Source organism: Bacillus sp. FSL W8-0770 (assembly GCF_038008705.1).
GTDB lineage: Bacteria > Bacillota > Bacilli > Bacillales > Bacillaceae_G > Bacillus_A > Bacillus_A cereus.
The window spans coordinates 1,071,295-1,084,254 of record NZ_JBBOZR010000001.1 but is presented as its reverse complement, the minus strand read 5'-3'; the positions used below and the strand labels follow the sequence as shown (position 1 = coordinate 1,084,254).

Here is a 12,960-nt window from a genome sequence, read left to right as displayed (position 1 = left end):
TTGATTTCTTTTATTATAACTTGTTATGCACTTATAACGTAAATATTAAGCGCTTCAATCTTCATAATAAGAACATTGATAAACATATTATCTTAAAATTTTTAAGAACGGCTGTAATGGACATTTTTGAGTCTTAAGTGTTGGATGAAATTCTATTATCTTTATCGTTCAAAACTCACCTATGCAATTATGCATAACCATCCATTCCGTTTTATTTTCATGTTACGATATAAATGTAATACGACATATATCGACAAAGATAAAAGGAAGTGATTGTATGAAACGTTCTAAAACATACTTAAAATGTTTAGCATTATCTGCTGTTTTTGCTAGTAGCGCTGTAACTCTTTCAACACCTGCTGCTTATGCTCAAACAACATCGCAAGTTGTAACAGATATCGGACAAAATGCAAAAACACATACGAGCTATAATACATTTAATAATGATCAAGCTGATAATATGACAATGTCTTTAAAGGTAACTTTTATCGATGACCCAAGCGCTGATAAACAGATTGCCGTTATTAATACAACTGGTAGTTTTCTAAAAGCAAATCCTACTATAAGTGATGCACCTATTGATAACTACCCAATCCCTGGTGCTAGTGCAACATTACGTTATCCTTCACAATATGATGTTGCATTTAACCTTCAAGATAACAGCGCTCGTTTCTTTAACGTAGCACCTACAAATGCTGTAGAAGAAACGACTGTAACATCTAGCGTATCTTATCAACTTGGTGGCTCTGTTAAAGCTTCTGTAACGCCTAATGGCCCTAGCGGTGAAGCTGGTGCAACTGGTCAAGTCACTTGGTCTGACTCTGTAAGCTATAAACAAACTAGTTATAAAACAAATTTAATTGACCAAACGAACAAAAACGTAAAGTGGAACGTATTCTTTAACGGATATAACAATCAAAACTGGGGTATTTACACACGTGACTCCTATCATTCTTTATATGGAAACCAACTGTTCATGTACTCTCGCACATACCTATATGAATCTGATGCAAAAGGTAATTTAATACCGATGGATCAACTTCCAGCATTAACAAATAGCGGTTTCTCTCCTGGTATGATTGCTGTTGTTATCTCTGAAAAAAATACAGATCAATCTAACTTACAAGTCGCTTATACAAAACACGCCGATGACTACCAACTTCGTCCAGGCTTCACATTCGGAACTGCAAACTGGGTTGGAAACAACGTAAAAGACGTTGATCAAAAAACATTTAATAAATTGTTCACACTAGATTGGAAGAATAAGAAATTAGTAGAGAAAAAATAAAGAAAACCGAACCTCCATTTAGATGGTGGTTCGGTTTTTATTTAAATTACAAAATCCTCCGGAATAAACATTTTCACTTCTTTCGGCTGTACGTATACGAAATCACCCGCTTGAATGTTCAGCTGCTTGAACTGTTCTTTCGTAATTTCTGCTTCTAAATATTCATCTGTTCCGTCTCGTTTTAATTCTACATATACGACAGGTCCGACTGCGTGAGAATAAGATACTTTTGCCGGGATTGCATCTATGCTTTGTTTCGTACGAGAGATTGATAAGTCATGCGGCCTTACGTAGGCTATTCCGTCTACGTTGGAAACGTGCTTATGCTCTGGTGCTTCTAGTTCGACCGATCCTACATTTAGCTTTCCTTTATGAACGCGGCCGTGAAATAAATTTACATTTCCTAAAAAGTCATATACAAACGGACTTGCTGGGTTTTCATATACTTCTTCCGGTGTTCCCATTTGTTCAATGCAGCCTTCATTCATTACAACAATGCGGTCTGCAACGTCTAACGCTTCTTCTTGATCATGCGTTACGAATACGCTCGTAATTTGAAATTCGTCATGTAATTTTCGGAGCCATCTGCGTAATTCTTTTCTCACCTTTGCATCAAGTGCACCGAACGGTTCATCGAGTAATAAAATTTTCGGTTCGACTGCAAGTGCCCGGGCTAGTGCAATACGTTGACGTTGTCCACCAGATAATTGCGCTGGATAACGTTTAGCAAAGCCATCCATTTTTACAAGCTTTAATAATTCTGTTACCTTTTCTTCTATCGCTTCTGCTGACGGTCTTAAGCTTTTCTTTCTTACTTTTAAACCGAAAGCGACATTCTCAAATACATTCATATGCTTAAAGAGCGCATAGTGCTGAAAGACGAAACCGACTTGCCTGTTTTTCACGTGAATGTCTGTTAAATCTTCCCCATCAAATGAAATAGAACCTTCATCCGCTTCTTCTAATCCTGCAATAATGCGTAATAACGTCGTTTTCCCAGAACCTGACGGGCCTAATAAGGCAACAAGTTCACCTTTTGGAATATCCAAATGAATGTCTGTTAGTGCTTGAAATGTACCATATTGCTTTGATACACCTTGAATTTGAATACTCACCGTAATCCCCCTTATTGTCGTTTTTCCATTCGCCATTCAATCCAGTTTTTTATAACGAGTGTAAACACTGCAATTAATGACATTAACGTCGCTACTGCAAATGCTGCTGAAAATTGATATTCATTGTACAAAATTTCAATATGGAGCGGCATCGTGTTCGTAATGCCACGCACGTGACCTGATACGACAGAAACGGCTCCAAACTCACCGATAGCACGGGCATTACATAGAATCATGCCGTATAAAAGACCCCATTTGATATTTGGAATCGTAACGCGCCAAAACATTTTCCAGCCACTTGCACCAAGTGATAAAGCTGCCTCTTCTTCACTTTTCCCTTGCGCCTGCATAATTGGAATTAATTCACGTGCAACGAACGGGAAGGTTACAAAGATTGTTGCAATAATAATGCCTGGTACAGAGAAAATGAGTTTCACTCCATGTTCAAGTAACCATTCGCCAAGAGCACCCCTCGGTGTGAAAAGTAAAACGAATACTAATCCTGCGATAACTGGTGACACAGCAAACGGCAGTTCAATAAGAGAGAGTAATACTTGTTTTCCTTTAAACTGAAACTTTGTAATAAGCCACGCGGCCGCTACCCCAAATATCGTATTAAGCGGCACAACGATTAACGCAACGAGAAGCGTTAATCTAATTGCTGAAAATGCTTCTTGATCGGTAATAGCGGCAATGTATACATCCATCCCTCTTTCAAAGGCTTTTAGAAAAATAGTTATGAGTGGCAGTAATAGAAAGAGAGATAAAAATAAAACTGTAATCGTAATTAATACGCCTGGTACAAGCTTAGATTCTTTTTTAGCTGATACGCTTTTTACTATTTTCTTTTCTAATAATGTTGGTTCCATTTTCTCTCCCCCTATTCACTTTTTAGTTCATGCCTTCTACTCCAGCTTTGAATCATATTAATAAGAAGAAGGAAAAGGAGAGAAATAATAAGCATCACGGTCGCTACAGCTGTTGCCCCCGCATAATCATATTGTTCTAGTTTCGTCATAATCATCAGTGGTGCAATTTCTGTTTTCATCGGCATATTACCTGCGATGAAAACGACAGATCCGTATTCTCCTAATGCTCTTGCAAATGCGAGTGAAAAACCTGCAAGAAGAGCGGGAAAGATCTCTGGTAAAATGATTTTCACAAATATTTGCAAGCGGGATGCACCTAAACTCGAAGCTGCCTCTTCTACTTCTTTATCAATATTTTGCAGCACTGGTTGCACCATTCGAACGACAAATGGTAAACCGATAAAAGTAAGCGCAACGATAATTCCGAGTGGTGTAAAAGCTACTTTTATATGAAACAGACTAAATATTTTCCCAATCCATCCATTTTCCGCATAAAGCGTTGTAAGTGTAATACCAGCTACAGCTGTCGGAAGTGCAAACGGTAAATCAATGAGTCCGTCTAATAGTCGTTTCCCTGGAAATTTGTAGCGTACGAGCACCCAAGCTATTAATAAACCGAAAATGGCATTTACAATAGCAGCTGCAAATGAAGTTGTAAAACTAACTTGATAGGAATGCAACACACGCTCGTTCGTTATAACCCCAGCGAACTTCTTCCAACCTAACTGTGAAGTTTGAATAAATACGATAGAAAGTGGTATAAGTACGAATAAACTCATGTACAACATTGTAAATCCAAGCGATAATCCAAACCCTGGTAAAACACGCTTCTTCCTCATCCTCTTTCACCTCATCCCCCTTTAGCAGTGCATTATTTTTGATAAATTTTATCGAATACGCCGCCATCATTAAAGTGTTTTTCTTGTGCTTTTTTCCAGCCACCAAATAGTTCATCTACTGTAAATAATTGAACTTTCGGAAATTGGGATGCATATTTTTCTGCTACTTTTTCATTACGCGGACGATAAAAGTTTTTCGCCGCAATTTCCTGCCCTTTTTCTGAGTACAAATATTCAAGATACCCTTCTGCTACTTTTTTCGTTCCTTTTTTATCAACGACTTTATCTACAACCGCTACTGGTGGTTCTGCAAGTACACTAATAGAAGGGGTTACAATTTCAAATTTATCTTTTCCAAGCTCTTTTTAGGATAATAACGCTTCATTTTCCCATGCGATTAATACGTCACCAATTCCTTTTTCAACAAATGTTGTCGTTGCTCCGCGCGCTCCTGAATCTAATACTTCTACGTTTTTATAAATTTGGCTAACAAACTCTTTCGCCTTATCTTCACTATTATTATATTTTTTCAATGCGTATCCCCACGCCGCTAAATAGTTCCAACGTGCTCCGCCTGATGTTTTTGGGTTTGGTGTAATGACAGACACACCTTTTTTCGTTAAGTCATCCCAGTCTTTAATGCCTTTCGGGTTTCCTTTTCGAACAAGAAATACAATTGTTGACGTGTATGGAGTGGAATTATTCGCAAGTCGCTTCTGCCAATCTTCTGCTAATTGTTTTTTCTTGCTAATGGCATCAATATCATAAGCAAGTGCTAGTGTAACAACGTCTGCTTCTAAGCCATCAATAACAGAGCGTGCTTGACTTCCAGATCCCCCATGTGATTGTTTTACATTTACTGTTTGCCCATGCTTCTCTTTCCAATACTTCGCAAAATCTTTATTAAAATCTTGATATAACTCCCTAGTTGGATCATAAGAAACATTTAAAAGCTCAACTGTTTTTTTATCTCCACTTCCTTCAGAATTACTAGTGGATGTTGCCGAACCACACCCTGATAAAAGTACAACTGCTGATAATAAAACACCTGTACTTTTCATAAACGCTGTCTTACCCCACTTTTTCATCGTTAAGCCCCCTTAGTTTATACAATAGAAAAAGGCACACAATATATTCACAAATGTGAACATTGTGCGCCTTCAGTTTATCTGATTAGCTTCTAATGTATTGTATTCGATTTCTTTTCATTTTAATTCTGTAATTCATATGTGTCAACTTGGAATTTGAATTTTCTTACTAAACTAAAATATTGGCATACTTCGAGCCCAATGATTTTTCAAATCAGCAAATTCTTTTGGTAACTTACTATTTTCATTCCATTCTAATTTATATGCATTTACTAACACCGTAGCCATTGATTCACGGTTCATTACTCCATTTTGATTAAAATTACCGTTCTTATCATTTTCAGAGTTCATCCATAATTTCACAAATAAGATATTGCACTCGCCGTAAGCGTTAATCCCTTCTGTTCTATGTATATCTCCTCCTTGTTGGTCATATGAATTTTTAAATATATGACACCACAGCTTAATCAATGCACAAAAAAATGAGGCAACCACCTTCAAAGATGGTTGCCTCATTTTTACACTTGCATCGCTTTCTCTCTCAATGCTCTTCTTAACAACTTACCCGTCGTATTCTTCGGTAATTCTATTAAAAACTCAATGCTTTTCGGCACTTTATATTTCGCTAAATGTAACGCACAGTAATGCATTAGTTCTTCTTCTGTTACGTTTGCTTGCTTCAAAACGACGTACGCTCGCACAGCTTCTCCTAAGTTTTCATCAGGAACACCGATTACAACAACTTCCGCTACTGATTCGTGCGTATATAATACTTCTTCTACTTCACGAGGGTATACGTTATAACCGCCAACTAAGACGATATCTTTTTTACGATCAACGATATAGAAGTAACCTTCTTCATCCATTTTCGCCAAGTCACCTGTATATAGCCAGCCGTCTTTCAATGTCGCAGCTGTATCTTCTGGTGCATTATAGTATCCTTTCATAACGTTAGGTCCGCGAACGATTAATTCGCCGACTGCGCCGACAGGTACTTCTTCCCCAAGTTCATTTACAATTTTATTTTCTACATGCCAAATATTTGTGCCAATCGATCCTGGTTTACGAGGACGATCTAGCGGATTGAAACAAGTAACTGGTGATGCTTCTGATAAACCGTATCCTTCTGAAACAATAACGTTAAAACGTTTTTCAAAGTTTTGTAGAAGAGCAACAGGCATCGATGCACCACCGGAAATACAAAGACGAAGCGTCTTCACATCTTCTGCGCTTGCTTCTTCAAATAAATATAAATAATTGTACATCGTCGGTACGCCAGCAAAAATCGTTGGTTCGTACGTGCGACAAATACGGAATACTTCTTTCGGACTAAATTTCGGTAACATTAAAATTGTTGCCCCGTTCACAATCGGTGCATTTACCGCAACTGTTAAACAGAACACATGGAACATTGGCAGTGCCGCAACGACGCGATCGTCAGCAGTAAATTGTAAATAAGACGCAACATCATTCGCATTACTATATAAATTTTTATGTGTTAACATAGCGCCTTTTGGTTTTCCAGTTGTACCTGAAGTGTATAGGATAACCGCTACATCTTCTTCATCTAGTTCAGGACCTTCGTAAGTTGTATCTCCAGTCCCCACAAAACTAGTAAACGTTTTCATTTTTTCGGTTTCTGTATGGTTAAAATCTGATGAGGTTTCGCATATGATGATGTTTTCTAATGAAGGAAGTCTTGTTGTAAGAGATTGTATAACAGGTAGAAGGACGTCGAGTACGATGATTGTTTTTACATCTCCATTTTGTAAAATATAATGCATTTCGTCTGCTGTATAAATTGGATTAACTGGAATAACAGTTGCTCCAGCTTTCATTGTTCCGTATAAACCGACCAAAAAATGTGGTGAGTTCCCAACAACTAATGCGACATTGTCCCCTTTTCCAATGCCCATTTCTGCTAAATTGCTAGAAAACCTTGTGACCATTTTGTTTAATTGGTCATATGAGACCGACTGATCCATAAATATATAAGCCGGTTTATCCCCCTTCTTTTTTGCCGTTTCAGCCAAAGATTGAACGAGATTCACAAAAACCCCACCTTTATAAAATTTAGAATATTTAAAAATTCTAAATTAATTATATTAAAAGAAAATTAAAGTAGCAAGTGATATTCTATTAACTGCATATAGACAGATCACCTTCTCTTAGTTTACTTTGGAAAAATAAGGGGATTTTATTTGCAAGTAATTTATAACACTAGACCAAAAATCATTTTAGGATAATATGCACTCATCTTTTCTTTAAGCTTATCAAGTTCCTCTTTATTTAAGTTCGTATACTCTCCATACAAATTCAAAACGTCCGCTCCATTTTCATGAAAATACACGGTAACATATAATGCCGGTAACCCTGTATTGTCTTCATCTATTGATAAGACGACATCTGGTGTTTTATTAACAGTGCTGAATGTTTCATTTCTTTTCCACTTCTTATTTTGAAACATGTCTTGTATATCATGTATCTTTCGTTTGTTATCTGTATGCGTAAAATATATAACATTATCCTCCGCTGGTTTTCCGATAGACAAAATTATACGACTTGAGGGCGATCCACTGCTACACGCTGTCATTCCGACGACGAAGCTGAGTAATAATACAACGTACATTACCCTTTTCATTTCGATTCGCCTCCTTTTGTATATATATATTCCTTTACGAGGGGCGAATGTCCTGTGATTTTATGTTTTGTGGTAAATGAAATTATATGAGCGATTTTTCAGTTATATCAGCGCAGCTCGATTTATATCGGCGATTTTTCAAATATATCAGCGCAACTCCATTTATATCAGCGATTTTCCAGTTATATCGACTTACCGACAAAACCTGACAATCTACGCAAAAAGAAAGAGGCTGCCCATTATCGCAACCTCCCTTATTTTTAGAAGAATAAATGTAAGAAATCTTCTGTTGTAATGTTACCGAAGTAGCGTGCGATATCTACGCCTTCTAAAGCTACAGTGAATGCATCTTTATCGAATTGAACGCCTGTTAGACGCTCTTCGATATCATGAACATCTAGTGAACCGAAGAAGTCGCCGTAAACTTTACATTCTGTTACTGTTCCTTTTTTCACTTCAAGACGAACGTCAACTTGTCCAACTGGGAAGCGGTGTGAATGTTGTAAGTTGAACTTCGGTGATTTTCCGTAGTTCCAATCCCAATTTTGGTAACGTTCTTCAGAAAGTTTATGGATCTCTTTCCAATCCTCTTCTGTTAATTCATACGTTGGGATTTCTGTTTCTCCTTCGAAAATTGTTTCTAGAAGAAGTTGTCTAAACTCTTCTGTCGTCATTTCTTCGTTTAGGAACTCTGTAATGTTCGCAACGCGGCTACGGATTGATTTAATACCTTTTGATTGGATTTTATCCATTTTTACTTTTAACGCTGATACGACGTGATCGATTTCAGAGTCAAATAGTAACGTACCGTGACTGAACATACGACCTTTCGTTGAGAACTGCGCATTACCCGAAATTTTTCTACCTTCAGCTAAAATGTCGTTACGACCACTTAGTTCTGCATTTACGCCTAATTTACTAAGCGCTTTCGTTACAGGCTCTGTGAATTTTTTGAAGTTGCTGAAACTGTCTCCATCATCTTTCGTAATAAAACTGAAGTTTAAGTTTCCTAAATCATGATATACTGCGCCTCCGCCTGATAGACGACGAACGACATGAATACCTTTTTCTTTTACGTAATCTGCATTAATTTCTTCTACTGTGTTTTGATTTTTACCAATGATAATCGAAGGCTCATTAATGTAGAACAGTAAATATGTTTCGTTAATATCTAAATTCTTCACACAATATTCTTCAATCGCTAAGTTTATTCTAGGATCTGTAATCCCTTTATTATCAATAAATAACATCGTATCACCTCATGAGTTCCATACGTAACCACTATGCGCTAACGTAATATGGCCACTGAAAATTTGTTTTGCTTCTGTTACTAAATCAGATGGGTTGCCTGTATGCGGTAAGTGCGTTAATAAAAGTTCTTTTACATTCGCATCTTTTGCAATACTTGCTACTTCTGTACTATTCATATGCCCTGCTTTTGCAGCCTCTTGATGTGCATACATATTACACTCACAAATGAAAAGATCAGCATCTTTCGTGAATGGAATGAATTCAGGAATATAACTTGAATCAGCGCTGTATACTACAGCATCATCTCCAGCTGTAATACGCATCGCAAAGCATGTAACAGGATGAACAGTTTTTAAGAACGAAATCGAGAATGGTCCAACTTGAAGTGTTTCTTCTGGATTGTACGCGATTCCTTTCGTATGTGGTTCATGCGTTAAAGAATGGAATCCATTCTCGTCAAAGGTATGGCCGTATATTGGTAATTCCGGTAGTTGCCCCTTCGCCCCGCTCATAATTAATCTCGCATATTGCAATACCCCGATATCCGCAACATGATCATGATGATAGTGTGACAGTACAACTGCATCTATATGAGATGGTGTTATATATTTTTGAAGCTGTGCTAGTACACCACTACCACAGTCTACAAGTAAACGAAAACCATCGTGTTCAAACAAATACCCCGACGTTGCTTCTCCCGCTTCTGGAAAGCCGCCCCAAAAGCCGACAACAGTCATTTTCATATGTATCCATCCTTTCTAAAACCGAGTAGAAATGCATGTTTTACTTACATCCTACATTGTTAACTATAATCCATTTCCTAAACTTTTTCATTAATTTTCAATTTTGTTATAAAACAGTTGTTGACTTTTATTTTTTGTACTAATACAATGATAGTAAGAAATGGAAATGGAGGGATTGACATGATCGATCAACCAATGGAGTTTTTCAGAAATTTACCGACGAAAACTTGTGCGCACTGCGGGAAAGAAATTGATGAGCAACACGAAGCATACCATAACAAATGTGACGATTGCGTTCACGAAGAATAGTAGTTTGTGAACATAAAAAAACCTAGCAGACATAGTCTACTAGGCTAATAACATCTTATCCTTCATCGTTGAACCTTTCACCAAGAGCTCCAGTTCAAACTCATACAATTCTTTTTTTCGATAATTTTTCGTATGGATTTTATCCATCATCAGGTCGACAACTTTTCGGGCCATTTCATCAATTGGCTGTTCAATTGTCGTAATACCTGGTTCTGTAATCTGCGATAATATTTGATTATCAAAACCGATAACAGCGAGATCATCTGGAATGCTCCAGTTATGGCGTTTCGCCTCTGAGATAATTCCAGCTGCTACCTCATCGCCTCCTGCCAAAATCGCGGTAGGATTTTTTTTGTCCTTTAATACTTCATGGAATATTCGTTTTCCATCTTCCCAAGAGAAAGCGTTTTCAAGAAAGTCAATCGCTTCTACTTGGCGGCTCTTCTCAGTTATTGCACGTAAAAAGCCCATTTTTCGCTGCTGGCTAACGACTTTGGTTTCGTTACCACGGCAAAAAATAAGATTACGATATCCTTGATCTAACACATGCTTCGCAGCTATGTATGCTCCTTGCGCATGATCAAACTTCACTGTTGGAATATTTGCTTCCTCAATATATTCATTACACAACACGATTGGACCGTGCTGTAAGTATGGCTCTACATCTTCCCACGGATTTTCTAGTGAACATAGAATAATCCCATCTACTTGTTTCGTAGATAATAATTGTAAATACTCCATCTCTTTTTCCGGTAAATATCTTGTTTGACAAATAATCAGTTTATATTTATGTTCAGAAGCAGCAATCTCGATTGCTTCAATAAATCTACTGAAGAAAGGATTTGTAATCCTTGGAACTAGCACCGCAATTGTTTCCGTTTTTTGTTTACGAAGCCTTCTCGCCGCAGAATTAGGAACGAAGCCTAAATGCTTCATTGCTAATTGAACCCTTTTTTTCTTCTCATCTGAAACATATGGATGATTATTAATCACCCTAGAAACCGTTGTCCTTGATAACCCTGCTAATTTCGCCACGTCCTCTATAGTCGACACGAAATTCTCCCCCTTTGCATGAAAACGTTTTCTTAAATTGATTATATAGTATATTATTGGAAACTGCAATATCGGTTGTTATGATTTTACTATATTAATATTATACATAGGTAAAAGTCTGTTAATGCATGGGCAATATACTGCTTTTAGAAATTTACGTTATGTACATTCCTTTTCTTAATACCATATATTCTTTATTTAATATAAAAGCCCATCAATACATCATCTCCATATGATCCATCTTCATATTTAATTTGCTTTCGTTGTCTTCCTTCTTCTACAAAACCCATACGTTTGTACACTTTAATTGCCCGATCATTAACAGAAACTACACCTAAGCAAATTTTCTCTAAACCTTTCTGCCCTTTAGCCCAACTAATAAGAAATTCAATTAATTTCGTGCCGATGCCTTGATTACAATACGCCTCTTTAATCCCCATTCCCATTGTGCCTGCGTGTTGTAACCGTTCTAGTTCATATCGGTTGAAAAGTAAAAAGCCTACCACCTTATAATCTACTTCATACACAATATAAAGATTACCTTTCTCATTACTTTTCCGTATCTTTTCTCTTTCTGCATCAATATCATTCGGTAATTTCTTTGGAGATACTATGAAAAACTTTGTAGTATTTTCCGATAATATAATTTCTTTTCTAATGTTCATTATTGCTTCTGCATCAGCCTCTTTTGCTAATCGTATCATTGAATCACCTCGTACTTTTTCTTTTAAAAAATAATATTAAAACTATAAAACGTCCAATATGCAATATTGCATATTGAGAATCTTTTTACTCTTGATACAATATTCATACATCAAAATAAAAGGAATGTATGCAATGAATCCAATCTTAACAGCTGCAAAACAACTATTACATAAAGAAGAAAAGATTTTATCTACTTTAAAATGTTCACTTACTGGCTATATGATTACGCATAAAGTCCCATATCCTGGCATGTTACTTGCTACTAATAAAAGACTTCTCTTTTTTAGCCAATATAAAAACACATTCATTGCCGAATTTGATTATGAAAAAATTCTATCCATAGAAACGAAGAGAAGAATCTTTGACAAAAAAATAATATTTTACTATGAAGATGAATATATAACGCTTGGATACATTACAAGTTCGAATGTTGAAGCGTTCATAGACTTACTACAAAGAAACAGCAAGACTAGCACAGGCTTATAATCAGCGGGGATCCCCTCGCTGATTCATTATTTTAACTCCTCCCACTTCGTCCAAACTTCTCTCCCGTTTATACGGTACATATTATCCTCTCTATCCATAAATCTATGTACAATAAATTCACGTCTAATTGTACAAAAATCATCATGATATTGTTTTATAAATGTATTAATTTCTTTTTCTGTATATTGATTTCCAGCATCTAACTTGCTAATTAAAAGCTCTAACAATACTAGTTTCTTCTTCTTTTGACCTGGAATCGATTTTAAGCGCTCCTCTTTATCGAAAAAGTTACGAATGGTCGTATCACGGAATTTCATTTCACTTTCAGTCATTTTTTATCCTCCATCACTTTTTTTCTTTATCTTTTCACTTAAAATATCAATAAAGTAATATCCACCCATTAACACATAATAGAACGTAAGTATTCCAAATGCATCTTTCATACTTGTATATACTTCTTTATCAAACAATATAGGTGAAAGGGCATAAACAAGAAAGATTATTAGCGGATTTACGATAAAATAATAAGTAAGATTGCCTTTCATCATATCAACTCTTCTACCCTATGTTTCT

At 36.5% G+C, this 12,960-nt stretch carries 15 protein-coding genes and 2 pseudogenes; 4 read left to right on the top strand and 13 right to left on the bottom strand.

Going from position 1 to position 12,960, the window contains the following annotated elements; translation table 11 throughout:
• Window positions 1-20: 20 nt before the first annotated feature.
• Window positions 21-134, top strand: a pseudogene (locus tag NST27_RS05675) (TetR family transcriptional regulator); the annotation flags it as partial.
• 143 nt (window positions 135-277) lie between these two features.
• Window positions 278-1,288, top strand: coding sequence for a beta-channel forming cytolysin CytK2 (cytK2, locus tag NST27_RS05670; RefSeq protein WP_000830627.1), 1,011 nt, complete (start codon window positions 278-280; stop codon window positions 1,286-1,288).
• Window positions 1,289-1,329: 41 nt separating this feature from the next.
• Here the strand turns inward: cytK2 and NST27_RS05665 are convergent, their stop codons facing one another.
• The 9 genes and pseudogenes from NST27_RS05665 to NST27_RS05625 form a co-directional block, all read right to left on the bottom strand.
• A complete protein-coding gene (locus NST27_RS05665; RefSeq protein ID WP_047385723.1) occupies window positions 1,330-2,403 on the bottom strand; it encodes a sulfate/molybdate ABC transporter ATP-binding protein in 1,074 nt (357 codons plus the stop codon).
• A gap of 11 nt (window positions 2,404-2,414) precedes the next feature.
• A complete protein-coding gene (cysW, locus tag NST27_RS05660; protein ID WP_000433832.1) occupies window positions 2,415-3,272 on the bottom strand; it encodes a sulfate ABC transporter permease subunit CysW in 858 nt (285 codons plus the stop codon).
• An 11-nt stretch (window positions 3,273-3,283) separates the two neighbouring features.
• Entirely contained in the window at window positions 3,284-4,111 is an 828-nt protein-coding gene (cysT, locus tag NST27_RS05655) for a sulfate ABC transporter permease subunit CysT (RefSeq protein WP_001227879.1), read from the bottom strand.
• Window positions 4,112-4,143: 32 nt separating this feature from the next.
• Window positions 4,144-5,199: pseudogene (locus NST27_RS05650) on the bottom strand (sulfate ABC transporter substrate-binding protein).
• 174 nt (window positions 5,200-5,373) lie between these two features.
• On the bottom strand, window positions 5,374-5,550 hold the full coding sequence (locus tag NST27_RS05645; RefSeq protein ID WP_001986183.1) for a hypothetical protein: 177 nt from the start codon (window positions 5,548-5,550) through the stop codon (window positions 5,374-5,376).
• Window positions 5,551-5,717: 167 nt separating this feature from the next.
• Window positions 5,718-7,250 (bottom strand): fatty acid--CoA ligase family protein, encoded by a 1,533-nt coding sequence (locus tag NST27_RS05640; RefSeq protein ID WP_001055173.1) that lies wholly within the window; start codon window positions 7,248-7,250, stop codon window positions 5,718-5,720.
• A gap of 161 nt (window positions 7,251-7,411) precedes the next feature.
• Window positions 7,412-7,840, bottom strand: coding sequence for a hypothetical protein (locus NST27_RS05635; RefSeq protein WP_000832637.1), 429 nt, complete (start codon window positions 7,838-7,840; stop codon window positions 7,412-7,414).
• A gap of 260 nt (window positions 7,841-8,100) precedes the next feature.
• On the bottom strand, window positions 8,101-9,090 hold the full coding sequence (locus tag NST27_RS05630) for a lipoate--protein ligase (RefSeq protein ID WP_000897283.1): 990 nt from the start codon (window positions 9,088-9,090) through the stop codon (window positions 8,101-8,103).
• 9 nt (window positions 9,091-9,099) lie between these two features.
• On the bottom strand, window positions 9,100-9,834 hold the full coding sequence (locus NST27_RS05625) for an MBL fold metallo-hydrolase (RefSeq protein ID WP_000784680.1): 735 nt from the start codon (window positions 9,832-9,834) through the stop codon (window positions 9,100-9,102).
• 180 nt (window positions 9,835-10,014) lie between these two features.
• Here NST27_RS05625 and yhfH point away from each other — a divergent pair, with 180 nt between their 5' ends.
• Entirely contained in the window at window positions 10,015-10,143 is a 129-nt protein-coding gene (gene yhfH / locus NST27_RS05620; protein WP_000567010.1) for a protein YhfH, read from the top strand.
• 39 nt (window positions 10,144-10,182) lie between these two features.
• Here the strand turns inward: yhfH and NST27_RS05615 are convergent, their stop codons facing one another.
• Both NST27_RS05615 and NST27_RS05610 read right to left on the bottom strand, forming a co-directional pair.
• Window positions 10,183-11,196, bottom strand: a complete 1,014-nt coding sequence (locus NST27_RS05615) for a LacI family DNA-binding transcriptional regulator (RefSeq protein ID WP_000103715.1) — start codon at window positions 11,194-11,196, stop codon at window positions 10,183-10,185.
• Between the two features lie 194 nt (window positions 11,197-11,390).
• The gene (locus NST27_RS05610) at window positions 11,391-11,900 is read right to left on the bottom strand and encodes a GNAT family N-acetyltransferase (RefSeq protein WP_000620018.1); all 510 of its coding nucleotides are present in this window, start codon (window positions 11,898-11,900) and stop codon (window positions 11,391-11,393) included.
• Window positions 11,901-12,033: 133 nt separating this feature from the next.
• Here NST27_RS05610 and NST27_RS05605 point away from each other — a divergent pair, with 133 nt between their 5' ends.
• A complete protein-coding gene (locus NST27_RS05605; protein ID WP_001068217.1) occupies window positions 12,034-12,387 on the top strand; it encodes a PH domain-containing protein in 354 nt (117 codons plus the stop codon).
• A gap of 26 nt (window positions 12,388-12,413) precedes the next feature.
• Here NST27_RS05605 and NST27_RS05600 read toward each other — a convergent pair whose 3' ends face one another.
• Window positions 12,414-12,719, bottom strand: a complete 306-nt coding sequence (locus NST27_RS05600; protein ID WP_000140301.1) for a DUF2087 domain-containing protein — start codon at window positions 12,717-12,719, stop codon at window positions 12,414-12,416.
• Between the two features lie 3 nt (window positions 12,720-12,722).
• Window positions 12,723-12,935 (bottom strand): hypothetical protein, encoded by a 213-nt coding sequence (locus NST27_RS05595; RefSeq protein ID WP_001986098.1) that lies wholly within the window; start codon window positions 12,933-12,935, stop codon window positions 12,723-12,725.
• Window positions 12,936-12,960: the final 25 nt, after the last annotated feature.

What these genes read in the sequence shown, in the direction of transcription:
- NST27_RS05605 (WP_001068217.1), top strand. Translation starts at nt 12,034, where the DNA reads ATGAATCCAATCTTAACAGCTGCAAAACAACTATTACATAAAGAAGAA.
- NST27_RS05595 (WP_001986098.1), bottom strand. Translation starts at nt 12,935, where the DNA reads ATGATGAAAGGCAATCTTACTTATTATTTTATCGTAAATCCGCTAATA.
- NST27_RS05625 (WP_000784680.1), bottom strand. Translation starts at nt 9,834, where the DNA reads ATGAAAATGACTGTTGTCGGCTTTTGGGGCGGCTTTCCAGAAGCGGGA.
- NST27_RS05645 (WP_001986183.1), bottom strand. Translation starts at nt 5,550, where the DNA reads ATGAACTCTGAAAATGATAAGAACGGTAATTTTAATCAAAATGGAGTA.
- cytK2 (WP_000830627.1), top strand. Translation starts at nt 278, where the DNA reads ATGAAACGTTCTAAAACATACTTAAAATGTTTAGCATTATCTGCTGTT.
- NST27_RS05610 (WP_000620018.1), bottom strand. Translation starts at nt 11,900, where the DNA reads ATGATACGATTAGCAAAAGAGGCTGATGCAGAAGCAATAATGAACATT.
- cysT (WP_001227879.1), bottom strand. Translation starts at nt 4,111, where the DNA reads ATGAGGAAGAAGCGTGTTTTACCAGGGTTTGGATTATCGCTTGGATTT.
- yhfH (WP_000567010.1), top strand. Translation starts at nt 10,015, where the DNA reads ATGATCGATCAACCAATGGAGTTTTTCAGAAATTTACCGACGAAAACT.
- NST27_RS05600 (WP_000140301.1), bottom strand. Translation starts at nt 12,719, where the DNA reads ATGACTGAAAGTGAAATGAAATTCCGTGATACGACCATTCGTAACTTT.
- NST27_RS05635 (WP_000832637.1), bottom strand. Translation starts at nt 7,840, where the DNA reads ATGAAAAGGGTAATGTACGTTGTATTATTACTCAGCTTCGTCGTCGGA.
- NST27_RS05630 (WP_000897283.1), bottom strand. Translation starts at nt 9,090, where the DNA reads ATGTTATTTATTGATAATAAAGGGATTACAGATCCTAGAATAAACTTA.
- cysW (WP_000433832.1), bottom strand. Translation starts at nt 3,272, where the DNA reads ATGGAACCAACATTATTAGAAAAGAAAATAGTAAAAAGCGTATCAGCT.